Genomic DNA, 15,978 nt, shown 5'->3' with positions numbered 1-15,978 from the left:
GAATGTGTTTTTGAATGGAGCCATTATGGGAATGACCAAACAAGAAATTAGCTTAAAATTTGATGAGATTGTAGATTTTGCAGGATGTGAACGTTATATAGATACCCCTGTAAAACGATATTCTTCAGGGATGTATGTCAGACTTGCTTTCGCGGTGGCAGCACATTTAGAGCCAGAAATTTTGATCGTTGATGAAGTTTTGGCAGTAGGAGATGCTGAGTTTCAGAAAAAAGCTATTGATAAAATGAAAGATGTCTCTAAAGGTGGAGGCCGTACCGTTCTTTTTGTGAGTCATAATATGACTTCAGTGCAAAGTCTATGTAACAAAGGAATAGTTTTATCTAATGGTTCTATAAGTTTTTCTGGAGGTATTCAGGAAAGTATTTTTAAATATTTGGAAAATCCAGATTCAAATAATCAGCAAGCAAATAAAGCCAAATTAACCAAAAATGGATTTCATATTGATTTAAATGTTAGTTCTGGTATAGGTAAGGATAATAATATTGTGTTTTCAGGCCAATTTATTTTATTTGATTTGAATATTCAGACTCCACATAATGTTAGTAGTGGAGGGATAGGAATTGGTGTTAACGATAAATACGGAAATAGAATTTTTACTTATCATAGTCATGTTGAACTAAAAGAAAAAATAATTTTCAGTAAGGAAGGTATAAATCTAAAAATACAAGAAGACAGAAATAAATTATTGCCAGGAGAATATGATTTAGTAATATCACTATTTGATAATGATGGAGTATCTATTGTTTCATGGGTGAATGAGGCATTTATTAGAGTTGAGGAATTTGATGTGTTTAATACAGGTAGATTACCTAACTCTAGTTATCAAGGTTTAATATTATCTAATGCAACGTGGACCATTAATTAAAAAAGTGAAATTTTGGACAAAAAAGAAATATACATATTAAGCGCTTCAGATAGATTTAATTACGGTGATTTATTGTTTCCTATTATAGCAAAAAAGGCTTTAGCTTCAGATGAATTCACCTTTTTTAATGTAGGGTGTGTACGTTCAGATTTATCAAATATAGGGGCATTACCAACTTGTAGTTATGATATTTTATACAAAAATGCTTCAAGCAATGCCTCAAAAGTAATATTGGTAGCAGGAGGAGAAGTGTTAATGGCTAATTGGTCTAGACTTTATAGTTTTATATGGCCATTCTATTTTAAGCTGTATGAAAAGGCGAGGATACGTAAAAAGCTAAGCCTTCTAGAGAAGTTTACTATAAAACTGAAAGGACATAAAGATAATATATGGCCTTTTATTCCTTCTGGAACTAAAATAAGTGATAATTATAGTTTAGTTTTTAATGCTGTTGGAGGGAATAATATTTCCTCGGAAAAAAATAATACTAAAATTAGCAAGGCATTAAATGCATCTTTATTTTTTAGTGCACGAGAGCAAAAAACGTACAATGCCTTAAGTACTAATTTTAATATTAACGATTTAAGACTTAGTCCTGATTCAGCAATTATTATGAGCGATTATTTTAAGTTTGACGCTGTTGTTCAAGAAGAATATATTGCCTTTCAAATCGGTCATCATAAAAATGGCAATTCACTTGATTTAATTAATGAACAATTAAAGCTGTTAAGCCAAGAAACAGGTTTACCTATTTATTTTGTATCTATAGGAAATTGTCCTGGTCATGATGATATGGATTCGCTTAATTATTTAGCGGAACGTGCTGAATATGCTAATAAAGTTATTGACCCTGTAAGTGTAGAGTATATTATGGAGGTCATAGCTAAAAGTAAACTATTTATGGGAACTAGTTTACACGGTGTTATAACATCGATGTCTTTCGAGACACCTTTTGTGGCTTTAAATCCGAAAATAGATAAGTTAAAAGATTATATTGATACATGGATCTCCGCACCTTTTAATAGAATTTCTGAATTTAAAAATATAAAGGAAGAAGCTATGCTTCGATTAAATTGTGAAAATAAAGAGGACATATTAAAAGACAGTATTACTAAACAAAAAGATTTAATTAAGAATAATTTTATCGAAATAAAAAATAGAATAGAATCTTTATAAATGGACGGAATTAAAAAACCTAAAATTTTAACTATTATTGTTACTTATAACGGCAATAAATGGGTGGATAAATGTTTTTCTAGCTTAAGAAAATCTTCCATTCCTCTAGATGTATTAGTCGTAGATAACGGCTCTACAGATGGCACTATAGATAATTTAAAAACTAATTATCCTGAAGTAGAGCTAATAGAGTCTAAAGACAATTTAGGATTTGGTAAAGCTAATAATATAGGTTTAAACCGGGTGTTAGAAAAAGACTTTGATTTCGCTTTTTTATTAAATCAAGATGCATGGGTAGAAAAAGATACAATCAAAAAACTATTGGAAGTATACACAATTAATAACTTTGGTATTATTAGTCCAATTCAATTAAGTGGAACAGGCGATTCAATAGACTTGAATTTCCAAAATTACCTAGCTCCACATATGGTAAAAGGTTTTATTTCAGACCTGCTTTTAAATAAATTGAAACCATTTTATGTCACTAGATATACCAACGCAGCTTCTTGGTTAGTAACTCGTAAATGTATTGAAATGGTAGGTGTATTTGATCCTCTTTTTGATCATTATGGAGAAGATGATGATTACGTGACTAGGTTGCATAAATCGGGATTAAAGATGGGATTAGTGCCTAAAAGTAGAATTTTTCATGATCGTCCCCAAGATTTAAAAAGAAGCCCTTTATTTTATAAAAATGAAAATTATATTTTAGCATTAAAACAAGCAAAACATAATAAAAATATTAGCAAAACATTTTTGGTAAGACGAATTTTAGCTAATTACTTTTTTCTTTATTTTACTTCTCTTGGTAAAAATGCAAAGATTAAAAGTGAAATAGCAATTGATAAATTGACATTTAATTTATTGAAAAATCATAAAAATAAATTTTCATGATTAGCGATACTAAGTTGAAAATTTTACATGTTAATAGCCTAGGTTTTGGAGGTGCATTTACAGGGGCAAATAGACTTCATTTTTCTTTAATAAATTATGGTGTAGAATCTAATATGATTGTTAAAGAATTAAATGAGAACAATCACTATACTAATGTATTTAAGATAGCACCACAAAAAGATACTAGAAATATTTTTTATACGGTATCTAATAAATTCGGTTATCCAATTACCACAATTCAAAAAAGAAATAAATATTTGAACGGGAAAAAAGGTGAATTTGAAATTCTTTCTTTGCCTTTTTCAAATTATGATATTACAAAAACTAAGTTTTATGAAGATTGTGATATTATACATTTACATTTTGTAGCTGATTTTTTAGATTATAAATCTTTTTTTAAAACGTGTAAAAAACCAGTAGTTCTTACTTTAAGAGATTTGTTTTCAATTCAGGGTGTTTTCCATTATCATAATGATGTTTTAATTAATGAAAAAGTATATGGAGACCTGAATACTAAAATGCAAAACCTTAAGCAACATGCAATTTCTAAATTTAAAGGACCTTTAAAAGTTGTCGGGATTTCTAATTGGATTGTAGATGAGTCGAAAAAAAGTAAAATGCATGCTAATTTAGAACATCACGTTATTCCAAATTGTATAGATATAAATAATTATAGATTATATGATAAAACGACTATACGAGCCGAATTAAATATTTCTAAAGATCATTTAGTCCTTTGTTTTATTAGTGATGGATTAGTACATAAAAGAAAAGGGATAGATTTATTATTGGATGCTGTAAAGAGGTTAGATATCACTGAGAATATTACAGTGTTAACAGTAGGGGGTGGTGTTCCTCCTGTTTTTCCGAATAAAATAGTCCACCTACATTTAGGAACGCTATCACAGCCGGAATTAAATAGAGTTTTAAGTGCATCTGATGCCTGTGTATTTCCATCCAGAGAAGAAGCCCTTGGTAATGTAATGCTAGAAGCTATGGCATGTGGTATTCCTGTAATAGGAACACCCGTGGGAGGGTTGCTAGATGTTATTAAGCCTGGATTTAATGGTGTACTTGCTTCAGAAGTTACTTCCGATAGTCTTAAAGAAGCCATAGAATATTTTATTACAATTAAATCTGAATTTGATTCTGTTGCAATAAGAAATTATATAGAAGAAAATTATTCGGAAGAACGTATATCTAAATTATACATCGAGTTATATAAATCTCTTTTAAAGGGAAAAAAATTTATCCATAAAAATAAATAACATTTTGTTTTCAATCATCATACCAACATATAATTGTGTCGATCTCGTAGGGAAAGCACTTGATTCTATCTTTCAACAATCATTTTCAGACTTTGAGATTGTTGTTATGGATGGGAACAGTACAGATGGCACAAAAGAATTAGTATTAAAATACTCTAAAGAACATAATAATATTGTTTTTCATTCTGAGCCGGACAAAGGTATTTACGATGCCATGAATAAAGGTGTTAAAGTAGCTAAAGGAGATTGGTTATATTTTCTAGGAGCCGATGATTATTTAGCAAATAATGATGTGCTTTTAACAGTTTCGGAGTCAGTAAATTCTGGAAATTACAATTTTATTTACGGAAATGTAATCTCTACAAAATTGGACGAATCGTATAATAGTATTTATGATGAGTTTAAAATGCTAAAACAAAATATATGTCATCAAGCTATATTTTATCATAAGTCACTTTTAAGCGGTATAACTATTTACGATATGCGATTTAAAGCTTGTGCAGATTGGGATTTGAATTTAAAGCTGTTCTGTTCAAAAGGTATTAAATCAAAATATATAAATTCTAATATTGCTTATTTTACCGATAATGGATTTAGTTCAGACTTTTACGATATCAAATTTATAGAACAAAAATATTATAAGTATTTAGTGTATAAATGGCCTAGTTTTAATGTTAAACCAGAGATATTTGATGAAGCTTTACGGTCTAATATATCTAAAAAAAAGAAGTGTCATTTGTTTATGCTATATCCTAAATTTATTTTAAAAAAGAACATCATTAAATCTATTCTAAATTGAATATAATTGTCATTCCCATATATAAGTCAACATTAAACGATGATGAAATCACATCATTAAAACAATGTTTTAAAATTTTAGGAACTCATAAGATTTCTTTTATAACTCCAAAATCATTAGACATACAGTATTATCAAAATCTTTGTGATACTTTAGGAGTAAGCTGCGTCTTTGAAACTTTTGAAGATCTGTATTTTAAAGGTTTAAAAGGGTATAATAAACTATTAATGTCTGCTAAGTTTTATCAACGTTTTAAAGCTTACAATTTTATGTTAATCTACCAGTTAGATGCCTGGGTGTTTAGAGATGAATTAGACTATTGGTGTGAGCAAAATTATGATTACATAGGAGCACCATGGTTTTATAAAGGGCAAGGTAATACATCGTTTTATGGTGTTGGAAATGGTGGGTTTTCACTACGTAAAATTAGTAGTTTTATTAAAATAACAACAGGGTTTTACAGAACACGATCTTTGTCTTATCTAAAATCTGTCTTACTTTCTAGACCTTATAATTTTAAAGGAAAAGTGGGGGTTTATTTTCAATTGATTAAAGCTTTTTTTTATTTTAAAAATAATACACATTATAAGTTCAACGATTTTCCTGGTTACGAAGATAAATTTTGGGGATTCAAACTATCTCGTACTATAAGTTGGTATAAAGTACCAGAACCTATAGAGGCAAGTAAGTTTAGTTTTGAGTTAAACCCGGAATTTTTATACAAGCTAAATAAAAATAAGTTACCATTTGGTTGTCATGGTTGGGAAAAATATGAGCCAGAATTTTGGAATAAATATATCAAATAATATTAAATGATAGTAATTAAACTACGAGGCGGATTGGCCAATCAAATGTTTCAATATGCTTTGGGTAGACACTTAAGTATACTGCATAAAGTTCCTTTATATTTGGATTTAGTACATTTTGAAAAAGAACAAACTGTTGAAAAAACGATTAGAGATTTTGGTTTAAACAAGTGTAATATTCAAGCTAATATAGCGAGTAATAAAAATATTAACGAAGGTAAAGGTTGGTATGATAATGCCCTGAAACGAAAAGTTAATACGGTTATAAATAAAATTAAACCGTACTATAAGGTTAATATAATAAAAGAACGATCTTCAGGTTTTGATAAAAAGATATTAGAAGCTCCTGAAAATTGTTATGTTGAAGGATTCTGGCAATGCGAAAATTATTTTAAAGACATACGGGAAACCATCTTAAAAGATCTATCATTTAAAGCTGAACCAAAAGGGTTAAACTTACAGTATCAAAATGATATTAAAGCATGTAATTCTGTTTCTATACATGTCAGAAGAGGTGATTATGTTAATAATAAACATTATCAAAACATACATCAAGTTTTATCTGTAGACTATTATAATAAAGCTATTAATACGATTTTAAAAACAGTAGATAATCCTGTGTTTTATGTGTTTTCAGATGATCCAGAGTGGGTTAAAGCACATATAAAAACTGAATATAAGACTGTTTTCGTAGATCATAATATGGAAACACCTCATGAAGATATTCGTTTAATGCAAACGTGTAAACATAATATTATAGCTAATAGTACTTTTAGTTGGTGGGCTGCTTGGTTAAATAATAATCCAGGTAAAATAGTAGTAGCTCCTGAAAAATGGTATAAGAAAGTAGATTTAGAGAATCCAGATATTACTCCTTTGAGTTGGATTAAGATTGAGAATTGTAATTGAGTAATTAAAAAATATAATTTATTTTAGTAATGAATAGAGATATTACTGTTACGATATTAATGCCTGTATATAATGGCGCCGCTTATTTAAATGAAGCGATAGATTCTATTTTGGCACAAACGTATTCTAATTTTAATCTTTTAATTATAAATGATGGTTCTAAAGACAATACTCAAGCTATTATAGATTCTTATTCAGATTCTAGAATAATTAGTGTCGAACAAGAAAATATGGGCGTATCTAGAAGTCTAAATAAAGGGCTTTCTATGATAAATACACCATATGTAAGACGGCATGATGCCGATGATATTTCTGAAACGTGGATGCTAGAATGGCAGGTAAATTTTCTAGAAACTCATAAAGATGTTGCTGCTGTCTCTACCCGTTGTAATTTTATGACAGAAAACAGTAAAATTTCTGAATCGCATTTACAACCTAAGGATCATATTTTTGAAGGAAAAGAATTAATTTATGCACAACGAGAACACTTTGAACCCTTCTGTCCAATAGTTCATGGATCTGTTTTATGCAGAACAGAAATTTTTGAAGAATTTGGAGGTTATAGAACAGAGTTTTTAACCAGTGAGGATAATGATTTATGGCTTCGAATTATAGAAAAATATAAATTTGCAATATTAAATAAGTCTCCTTACAAATTAAGATTAAATCCTGGGTCAGCAACGCAGATGCATAAATCTAGTGGGACATTTTTTAGGAATTTGGCTTTGCTATATGCAGATGAACGAATGGTGAAGGGAAGTGATCCGTTTCAAAGAGGAGAAGCATTGACAGATATTAAATATGAAATAATTACTGAGGACTTAAGTAAGCTTGCAGAGAACGGAAAATTGTTTGCAGGAAATTATTTAAATTTTTTGTATAAAGTCGCTATTTCTTCTAAGGATTATAAATTGGCTTTTTTTTTAATAAAAGAGAGTTTAAAAGTTGGATGGAAATTATCCAATACTTGGCGAGCTATATTTTTTCCGATTTTAGGCGATAAATTTGTAAAAACAGGTATGTCTATTAAAAAAATGTTTAAATGATTATATATTATTTTGGTTCGGATGGTGCATGGGAAGACCAAAATGAGACCAATATAAGAAGGCGAAATTATGCTATTTTATTTGCTTTATCAAAGCATGAGAACGTTACACATGTATATAACATAGTACGTTGTACAAGATCTTTGGTTTTTAAAAATATATTTAAAAGAAAACCAAAAAACCAAATTATTAAGAACATCTATATAGCTCCGATATTACCTGAGCGTACTTTTATAGGAGCATTTTCTAAAGTTTTTAATAGATGGTTTTTGAAAACTGTTAATCATAAAGCTTTTTATTTTAAAGAAGAAAAATGCGTTTCTTGGTGTTATTGGCCTAAAGGATTTCTAGATTGGAGTTATTTAGGTATAACAGGAGATATGGTTTTTGATACTGATCATAATATAATCGATGACCCAAATATTCCCTTAAATCGAAAAATAGAACGTGAAGATTTGTTGTTAAAGGCAGGGTTAAATGCTAAATTAATTTTAAGTAGTTCTAGGTCTATGTTGCAATGGTTTAATAAGCATGATCTTAATCAAACTAAATTAGTGTTAAATGGAAATTTTATTGAGCGTATGCGGTTTCCTTTAAAAAAATCAGCTTGTAAACAACCTCAAATTACCTATTGTGGTACATTATCCAAATGGATGAAAATTGATTGGTTGAAACGGTTAGTTGAAAACCACGCAGAATGGGAATTTCATATTATAGGTAATGCTTATAAGACTGATTTTGAAAAAGATTTTAGGTCCTATAATAATGTTACATTATATGGTTTTTTAGAACCAAATGAGGTTTCTAATATTTTACAAATTACGGATGTCGCTTTAGGTTTGTATACTGAAAACCCTGCACTTGATGTGAATAGTATGAAATTATATGATTATTTATTAAATGGAGTAGCCATAGTGATAAATAACTATCATAATAAATTAGAAGTTGATTTTAATGGATTAATATCAATAGCTAATTCTTTTGAAGATTTCGAGTTGGCAGTTGAATCGGCAATTCAATTAAACGTAAATAAAAAAGATTTACAGACTTTTTTACAAAATACAACTTGGGAAGCACGTATAAAACCTATTTTAAATATATTAAATGACTGATACTACTGATAATATTAAAATATCTATCGTTGTCCCCGTTAAAAATGGTATGGATACCTTGGAAAGATTTATTGCAGGAATCCAATTACAATCATTACTAAAAGACATCGAGGTCGTTATTATCGATTCAGGGAGTAATGATGGTTCTATAGGGTACTTAGAAGCTTTCGACTTCGTAAAGGTGATATCTATAGATCCTAAAACATTTAATCATGGAGCTACGAGAAATTTTGCTATAACTCAATGTCAAGGAGAGTTCGTTTTCATGACAGTACAAGATGCTTGGACTACAGATGAACATTTATTAAAAAGGATGTTAGCTCACTTTGATGATATTGAGGTTATGGGGGTTTGTGGACAACAAATTGTTCCAAAAAGAGATGATACTAATCCGCATGAATGGTTTAGACCATTTTCAAGTCCGAAACCTAAATCTATACAATTTAAAACTCAAGATCAATTTCTTTCTTTATCATCTGAAGAACAATTTAAATTGTGTGGTTGGGACGATGTTATTGCTATGTATAGAAAGACGGCTTTGCTTGAAATACCTTTTAAACCTGTTGCTTTTGGTGAAGATATGCTTTGGGCAAAAGCAGCGTTGATAAAAGGCTATAAAATAGTTTACGATTATAGAAATCGAGTTAACCACTATCATCATGCGTATCCAGGTTTTGTATATAAACGTACTTTTATAGTGTTATATTTTATTTATAAATCCTTTGGTTTTGTAAGAGATTTAAGTGTTTCAAAATCAGAATTTTTAAAAATATTATATAGAAATTTCAAATATAAAGTGAATCCAAAATGGATTATATTTAATTGGAAAGCAAAAGATGCAAGACACTCAGCTTTTTTGGATTTTAAACATGCTTTAAATTTGAGTGAAGAAGATTTAGAGCATTTGTATGAGTCAGTATGTAGTAATGTGCCCCAAGGTAAAAGTTATAAAACTAAATAATGTGTTTAATCAAAACCATTTAATTTAAATAACATGAATAGTACACCATTAGTATCTGTTTTAATGACGGTTTATAATAGAGAAAAATATATTGCAGAGGCAATAGCGTCTGTTATCGCTTCTACATATCAAAATTGGGAATTAATAATTGTAGACGACCGTTCTAAAGATACGTCTGTTGAAATTGCAAAATCATTCCAAGATAAGGATGAAAGAATTAAGGTTTATATAAACGAACATAATTTAGGGGATTACCCTAATAGAAATCAAGCGGCAAGTTATGCTAAGGGTAAATATTTGAAATATGTAGATGCCGACGATATGATTTACCCTCACGGGATTGAATTATTGGTTTATTATATGGAACAGTTCCCCGATGCAGGTTATGGTTTATGCTCTTTAGCTCAAGATAAAGAAAAGCAGTATCCTTTTCAATTAAATCCAGAAGAGGCCTATAAAAGGCATTATTTTGAACAGAATTTGTTTCATAAAGCACCATTGTCAGCTATTATAAACAAGTCTGCTTTTAATAAAGTGGGAGCGTTTAGTGGAAAACAACACTTAGGCGATTTTGAAATGTGGCATGTATTATCTCAAAAATTCCCGGTGGTTTTAATGCCTCCTGGGATTGTATGGTATAGAGAACATGATGATCAACAGATGAATGATAACCGTACTGACCCATATGTTCCGTTTAAATATATGCTAATTGCTGAAGACTTATTGAATAGTGATAAATGCCCATTATCAACATTAGATAAAGAAAAGGCTTTTAAGAAAGTTAAGAACCAACAAGCTGGGGCAATAGTATCGGCAATTAAGCATCATTCTTTAAAGAAAGCTATAGAGATGAAAGATGCTAGTTCTTTGAGTTATATAGATATTATTAAAAATAAATTAGGTTAATGAGGATTGTTTTTAATATCCATAAAATATTACATTAACCAATGTCTTCGTCAATTGTTCTGGTTGTTAAAGCTGTCTCAATTTAATTTCCTGTAATTAGGGAAGGTAATGAGGTGTTTAGTTTAGGTACTAAAGGTAAGATTGAAAAACGTTCAAATATTGGTGTCGGAGATAAGGCTATTTCAGAAGTAGGAGATGAAGCCCTTTTTGAAGAAGCATCTACAATTTTGGTGGATAAACATACTTCATTGAAGATTGGAAACCAATTTAAACTAGGAGCTCATGCTCGATTATATGTAAATTCGAATTGGTCTTTAGGTCATGCCGTAAAAATAGAAACATATTGTGCTATTTTTGCTAGAGAATCAAGATAGGATGGAAAACTTATAATTGGAGACCATTCTCATAGAGGTGACTTTACTATCATAGATTTGGTAAAGGATGTTAATAGAGGTTCAGATGTAGCAATAGGTCCAAATTGTACTTTGTATACTCACGATCATGATTATTCGGATAAAATTGTTGCAGCGTGGAAAGGAGTAATAATTTCTAATCCAATTATAATTAAAAATGGAGCTTGGATAGGATCTAATGTGACTATATTACCAGGAGCTACTATTGGTAATCGCGCTGTTATCGCTGCAGCTTCTGTGGTTACAATGAATGTCGAGTCAGAAACAATTGTAGAAGGAGTTCCTGCTAAATTTATTAAAAGAATATAATTTTTATGTTTAATATAAAAAAAAGAATCAAAGGTTGTCATTATAGTATTAAAAAAGGTTTAGAATTGAAAAATGCAAGTGACTTAAGCTTTTTGGAAATTGTTAAAAATAAACTGTCTTAAAATTGAATATAACTAAAGAAAAGATATTACATATTGTAAAGAATCCATTCAATATTTTTATTTGGATGATTACTAGGTTACCTTATTTTAAATTTCTTAGAGATTTTGAACATACAAATTATCCCGTAACTTTTACTTTTTGGTTTAACCAAAAAGTATTAGGAAAAAACAAGGATGCCTATTGGCCTGTTCACAAAAGTTCTAGAGTTGTTGGTGTTCAAAACATATATGTTGGAGTAGGTACTTTTCCTGGCTACCAAAGAAATGTGTATATACAAGGCACGGGAAAATTGTACTTTGGTGATTACACAGGAGTCGCACAGAATTCTGGAGTATTAAGTGGTAATCACGATATGTACGATCATCGGAAACTATCAGCAAAGGATACTACCATCGGATCTTATTGCTGGATAGGTATGAATTCTGTCGTTTTGGGAGGAGTAACCTTAGGAAATCATACCATTGTGGCGGCAGGGTCTGTTGTTACTAAATCTTTTCCTGAAGGAAATTGTGTAATTGGAGGTGTTCCTGCAAAAGTCATAAAAAGATTAGATCCCGAGCAGCTGGTGGATTATGAGTATAAGATTAAATACCATGGTTATATTAAACAACGTGATTTTGAAAAATTCCGTAAAAAGAATTTAAATGTTTAAGCAGTTTATATATGGATAATCACAAAGTGTCAGTAATAATTCCCTTATATAATTCGAGTGAATTTATTATCGATACTATACAATCTATTCTAGATCAATCGTATCAGGATATTGAAATCATTATTATAGACGATAATTCTACTGATGGTTCATTTGAACTAGCTCAGAAATTTCAGAGTGGACATATAAACGTTTTTAAAAACAAAGGTAAAGGCGCTTGTGCTGCACGAAACTATGGTTTTGAATTAAGCACAGGTAACTATATACAGTTTTTAGATGCCGATGATTTATTAAGCCCTAATAAATTAGAAAATCAGGTTAAATTGTTACAAGAGTTTCCGAATAGGATAGCTGTGTGTAGTACGAATCATTTTTATGATACTCCAGAATCTGGGAAGATTACGGACAAAGACTTTATGTTTTCAACCGATAAACCTTCAGCGTTTTTATTGAACCTTTATGGAGCTAATGGGATGTTCGAAATGGTTCAAACCTCTGCTTGGTTAACTCCTCGAGCTTTAATCGATAAAGCAGGGCTTTGGGATATTAAATTAAGTAAAGATCAGGATGGCGAATTTTTTTGCAGGGTTGTTATGGCTTCATACGGAATTTGCTACGATCCAATTGCTATAAACCATTACAGAAAGCATCGTGATGGTATGAACATTGCGAGTAAAAAACAAAAACAACATATAGAAAGTCAATTAAAGGCCTTAGAATCTAAAGAACGGGTACTATTGCAACACGATATAAACGAAAAAGATTTTAAGCATGCCATGGCTTTACAATATAAATTTATTGCAATAGAAGCTTGGCCTGAACACAAAGATTTAAGTAATAAAGCGCAACAGAAAACAAGTGTTTACGGCGGAAGTGCGTATCTCCCTATTTTAGGCGGAAGTGCTATTGAAATTATAAAAAAAATCTTAGGTTGGAAGTCAGCGAAGTCTTTTTCGAATTGGATTCATAACAACAAACTTATTTCAAAATTACGATAGTGAATAACAAAAATACTATTCATAAGATTTGCATTTTTACACAATCGCCATTAAGTGGTGCACCTCGGGTGGTAAAAGAAGCTAATGCTTATGCTCAGCACGGATATAATGTTACAGTTTATGCTTTATGGATTACTCCACAGGGTGTTGAAAATGACAAAACGTTAATAGATTCAAGAATCCAATTTAAGCCAGGTATCGATTTAAGAACAAATGGCTTGAAAACAAAATGTATTCGTTTGCAACGCAGATTTGGTAGAGAGTTAGTTAAGTATTTTAAAGTTGAAACCCTAGCATCTTTGGGTTATGATTTTAAAAATTACTATAAAAAGATAAATGCAGAACAAGCAGATTTGTACATCGGTCATGAAGAAATGAGTATGGCGCTCGCAAAGAAGCTTATTGAAAATAAAAAACAAGTAGCTTTCGATTTCGAGGATTGGCATTCTAAAGATTTATTACCAAAGGACAGAATATATAGACCAATAACGCTCTTGGAAAACTTAGAAGCTTTTTTATTAAAAAACACATCTTACTGTTATACAACTTCTGATGCCATGGGGGAAGCTATGGCTAGTTATTATAATACTAAAGTGCCATGTACAATTTATAATGCATTTCCTTCTAAAGCAAGAATGCAGATGGATGGTTTACATAAGGATATTAAAGATAAGAGTACCTTTAGTTTATATTGGTTTTCTCAAGTTATTAGTGAAGGTCGCGGATTAGAATTATTATTCGAAGCATTGCCTTACACTAAAACAAATTTCCAATTGCATTTACGCGGAGTTATAACGGAAGAATATAAATCTATTGTTGAAAATAGTATGCCAGAAAACGTGAGCTTATTTATCCATGAATTAGTTCCTATGGGTGAATTGATTTCAAGAATAGCAGAGCATGATTTGGGAATAGCATTTGAGGAAACTACACCCGAAAGTAGGAATTATACTATAACAAATAAAGTATTTCACTATTTGCAATCAGGTATCGCTATTCTTGCAACTGAAACGGCAGGGCAATTAGAGGTTTTAGAAAAAACTAAAGGAGCAGGTATTATTTCTGATAGAAATCCTATAGCTTTAGCGCAATTAATTGATGAAATAGTAAGCGAAAATAATCAGTTAGAACGGATGAAAGGTTGTAGTTGGTTGGCAGGAGAGACATTGTTTTCATTTGAAAAACAAGAAGAAAAATTATTGCAATTTTTAGATTCAGAATAGATGTTATTTAATTCATTAGATTTTGCAATATTTTTACCAATAGTCTTTATACTATATTGGTTTGTTTTTAATAAAAAAATAAAAGCTCAAAATTTATTAATTTTACTTGCTAGTTATGTTTTTTATGGTTGGTGGGATTGGCGATTCTTGTCTCTTATTTTATTTAGTACAATTTTAGATTATTCTATTTGTAGAAAATTAAAGACGGAAGAAAGCCGAGCAAGTCGAAAAAGTTTACTTTGGTTAAGTATAATTGTAAACCTAGGTTTTCTAGGCTTTTTTAAATATTATAATTTCTTTCTAGATAATTTTATAGCTGCATTTAGTTTTTTTGGTAAGCCCATTAATCCAAGTTCTTTAAATATAATTTTACCTGTTGGTATCAGTTTTTATACGTTTCAGACTTTAAGTTATACCATTGATGTTTATAAAAGAAATCTTAAGCCAACTACAGATTTTATAGCTTTTGGAGCATTTGTTAGTTTTTTTCCACAGTTGGTTGCCGGGCCTATAGAAAGGGCTTCTAACTTATTGCCTCAGTTTTATTCAAAGAGGAAGTTTGATTACACAAAATCAGTTGATGGTTTAAGACAAATATTATGGGGGCTATTCAAAAAGGTTGTAATTGCAGATAATTGTGCCCAATATGCCAATTTGTTTTTTAATAATTCCGATGAATATTCTGGAAGCACTTTATTTTTAGGAGCTATTTTTTTTACTTTTCAAATTTATGGTGATTTCTCTGGATATTCAGATATTGCTATAGGTACCTCTAGGTTATTTGGTTTTAACTTAATGAAGAATTTCTCCTTTCCCTATTTCTCTAGAGATATGGCTGAGTTTTGGAGGCGTTGGCACATTTCTTTGTCAACATGGTTTAGAGATTATTTATATATTCCATTAGGGGGGAGTAGAGGAGGAACGTGGATGAAAGTGAGGAATACTTTTATTATTTTTCTTGTAAGTGGGTTTTGGCATGGTGCAAACTGGACATTTATAATTTGGGGTGGATTAAATGCACTTTTTTTTATGCCTTTGTTGTTGTTGAAGAAGAACAGGAATAACCTAGAAGTCATAGCAGAAGATAGTTTTTTTCCATCTTTAACCGAGTTCATTAAGATGGTAATTACATTTTTATTGACTGTGTTTGCGTGGATATTTTTTCGTTCTGAATCTGTAGAACATGCATTCTCGATAATTTTTAAGATATTATCTCCATCATTTTTTGAAATTCCACATTTTTTCGGAATGGGTAAGGCTGTCACAACAATAGTTTTGATACTTATATTTATGTTTGTTGAATGGTTCGGAAGAAGAGATGAGTATGGTTTAGAAAAAATAGGATTTACTTGGAATAAATCTATTCGACTTGGTTTTTATATGTTTATTATTTTTTTAATCGGAATGTTTATGCAAACTGATGAATCTCCTTTTATCTATTTTCAATTTTAAGAAGTAATGAAAAATTTTTTTATTAAAATATTTAAATTTTTAATA

At 30.2% G+C, this 15,978-nt stretch carries 17 protein-coding genes; all 17 read left to right on the top strand.

Features of this window, described 5'->3' with window-relative positions; genetic code table 11:
• The coding region (locus ACFFVB_RS15775; RefSeq protein ID WP_382384188.1) for an ABC transporter ATP-binding protein at positions 1–886 on the top strand (886 nt) is incomplete at its 5' end.
• A gap of 12 nt (positions 887–898) precedes the next feature.
• Positions 899–2,062, top strand: a complete 1,164-nt coding sequence (locus ACFFVB_RS15770; RefSeq protein ID WP_382384187.1) for a polysaccharide pyruvyl transferase family protein — start codon at positions 899–901, stop codon at positions 2,060–2,062.
• Positions 2,063–2,956, top strand: a complete 894-nt coding sequence (locus ACFFVB_RS15765; RefSeq protein WP_382384186.1) for a glycosyltransferase family 2 protein — start codon at positions 2,063–2,065, stop codon at positions 2,954–2,956.
• A complete protein-coding gene (locus ACFFVB_RS15760) occupies positions 2,953–4,224 on the top strand; it encodes a glycosyltransferase (RefSeq protein ID WP_382384185.1) in 1,272 nt (423 codons plus the stop codon). The genes ACFFVB_RS15765 and ACFFVB_RS15760 overlap by 4 nt, the downstream gene beginning before the upstream one ends.
• A 4-nt stretch (positions 4,225–4,228) precedes the next feature.
• On the top strand, positions 4,229–5,023 hold the full coding sequence (locus tag ACFFVB_RS15755) for a glycosyltransferase family 2 protein (RefSeq protein ID WP_382384184.1): 795 nt from the start codon (positions 4,229–4,231) through the stop codon (positions 5,021–5,023).
• Positions 5,020–5,829, top strand: coding sequence for a DUF5672 family protein (locus ACFFVB_RS15750; protein ID WP_382384183.1), 810 nt, complete (start codon positions 5,020–5,022; stop codon positions 5,827–5,829). The genes ACFFVB_RS15755 and ACFFVB_RS15750 overlap by 4 nt, the downstream gene beginning before the upstream one ends.
• Positions 5,830–5,835: 6 nt before the next feature.
• Positions 5,836–6,738: an alpha-1,2-fucosyltransferase gene (locus tag ACFFVB_RS15745; RefSeq protein WP_382384182.1), complete on the top strand. Its 903-nt coding sequence runs from the start codon at positions 5,836–5,838 to the stop codon at positions 6,736–6,738.
• Between the two features lie 29 nt (positions 6,739–6,767).
• Positions 6,768–7,784: a glycosyltransferase family A protein gene (locus tag ACFFVB_RS15740; RefSeq protein ID WP_382384181.1), complete on the top strand. Its 1,017-nt coding sequence runs from the start codon at positions 6,768–6,770 to the stop codon at positions 7,782–7,784.
• Positions 7,781–8,896, top strand: coding sequence for a glycosyltransferase family protein (locus tag ACFFVB_RS15735; RefSeq protein WP_382384180.1), 1,116 nt, complete (start codon positions 7,781–7,783; stop codon positions 8,894–8,896). The genes ACFFVB_RS15740 and ACFFVB_RS15735 overlap by 4 nt, the downstream gene beginning before the upstream one ends.
• Positions 8,889–9,857, top strand: coding sequence for a glycosyltransferase family 2 protein (locus ACFFVB_RS15730; RefSeq protein ID WP_382384179.1), 969 nt, complete (start codon positions 8,889–8,891; stop codon positions 9,855–9,857). Before ACFFVB_RS15735 ends, ACFFVB_RS15730 begins: the two co-directional genes overlap by 8 nt.
• Before the next feature lie 33 nt (positions 9,858–9,890).
• Positions 9,891–10,763: a glycosyltransferase family 2 protein gene (locus ACFFVB_RS15725; protein WP_382384178.1), complete on the top strand. Its 873-nt coding sequence runs from the start codon at positions 9,891–9,893 to the stop codon at positions 10,761–10,763.
• Between the two features lie 113 nt (positions 10,764–10,876).
• On the top strand, positions 10,877–11,137 hold the full coding sequence (locus tag ACFFVB_RS15720) for a hypothetical protein (protein WP_382384177.1): 261 nt from the start codon (positions 10,877–10,879) through the stop codon (positions 11,135–11,137).
• A 57-nt stretch (positions 11,138–11,194) separates the two neighbouring features.
• Positions 11,195–11,485 (top strand): acyltransferase, encoded by a 291-nt coding sequence (locus ACFFVB_RS15715; RefSeq protein WP_382384176.1) that lies wholly within the window; start codon positions 11,195–11,197, stop codon positions 11,483–11,485.
• 124 nt (positions 11,486–11,609) lie between these two features.
• On the top strand, positions 11,610–12,260 hold the full coding sequence (locus ACFFVB_RS15710; RefSeq protein WP_382384175.1) for an acyltransferase: 651 nt from the start codon (positions 11,610–11,612) through the stop codon (positions 12,258–12,260).
• Positions 12,261–12,271: 11 nt separating this feature from the next.
• Positions 12,272–13,258 (top strand): glycosyltransferase family 2 protein, encoded by a 987-nt coding sequence (locus ACFFVB_RS15705; RefSeq protein ID WP_382384174.1) that lies wholly within the window; start codon positions 12,272–12,274, stop codon positions 13,256–13,258.
• Positions 13,258–14,481 carry a glycosyltransferase family protein gene (locus ACFFVB_RS15700; RefSeq protein ID WP_382384173.1) on the top strand — a complete coding sequence of 408 codons (1,224 nt, stop codon included), beginning with the start codon at positions 13,258–13,260 and terminating at the stop codon, positions 14,479–14,481. Before ACFFVB_RS15705 ends, ACFFVB_RS15700 begins: the two co-directional genes overlap by 1 nt.
• Positions 14,482–15,933 carry an MBOAT family O-acyltransferase gene (locus tag ACFFVB_RS15695; RefSeq protein WP_382384172.1) on the top strand — a complete coding sequence of 484 codons (1,452 nt, stop codon included), beginning with the start codon at positions 14,482–14,484 and terminating at the stop codon, positions 15,931–15,933.
• Positions 15,934–15,978 lie beyond the last annotated feature (45 nt).

It is taken from the genome of Formosa undariae, assembly GCF_042427615.1.
Classification (GTDB): domain Bacteria; phylum Bacteroidota; class Bacteroidia; order Flavobacteriales; family Flavobacteriaceae; genus Formosa; species Formosa undariae.
This window is presented reverse-complemented; position numbering and strand designations above follow the sequence as displayed.

Excerpts from the sequence above, each read along its gene's own strand:
- ACFFVB_RS15765 (WP_382384186.1), top strand. The coding sequence starts at position 2,063 with ATGGACGGAATTAAAAAACCTAAAATTTTAACTATTATTGTTACTTAT.
- ACFFVB_RS15760 (WP_382384185.1), top strand. The coding sequence starts at position 2,953 with ATGATTAGCGATACTAAGTTGAAAATTTTACATGTTAATAGCCTAGGT.
- ACFFVB_RS15745 (WP_382384182.1), top strand. The coding sequence starts at position 5,836 with ATGATAGTAATTAAACTACGAGGCGGATTGGCCAATCAAATGTTTCAA.
- ACFFVB_RS15740 (WP_382384181.1), top strand. The coding sequence starts at position 6,768 with ATGAATAGAGATATTACTGTTACGATATTAATGCCTGTATATAATGGC.
- ACFFVB_RS15735 (WP_382384180.1), top strand. The coding sequence starts at position 7,781 with ATGATTATATATTATTTTGGTTCGGATGGTGCATGGGAAGACCAAAAT.
- ACFFVB_RS15730 (WP_382384179.1), top strand. The coding sequence starts at position 8,889 with ATGACTGATACTACTGATAATATTAAAATATCTATCGTTGTCCCCGTT.
- ACFFVB_RS15725 (WP_382384178.1), top strand. The coding sequence starts at position 9,891 with ATGAATAGTACACCATTAGTATCTGTTTTAATGACGGTTTATAATAGA.
- ACFFVB_RS15705 (WP_382384174.1), top strand. The coding sequence starts at position 12,272 with ATGGATAATCACAAAGTGTCAGTAATAATTCCCTTATATAATTCGAGT.
- ACFFVB_RS15695 (WP_382384172.1), top strand. The coding sequence starts at position 14,482 with ATGTTATTTAATTCATTAGATTTTGCAATATTTTTACCAATAGTCTTT.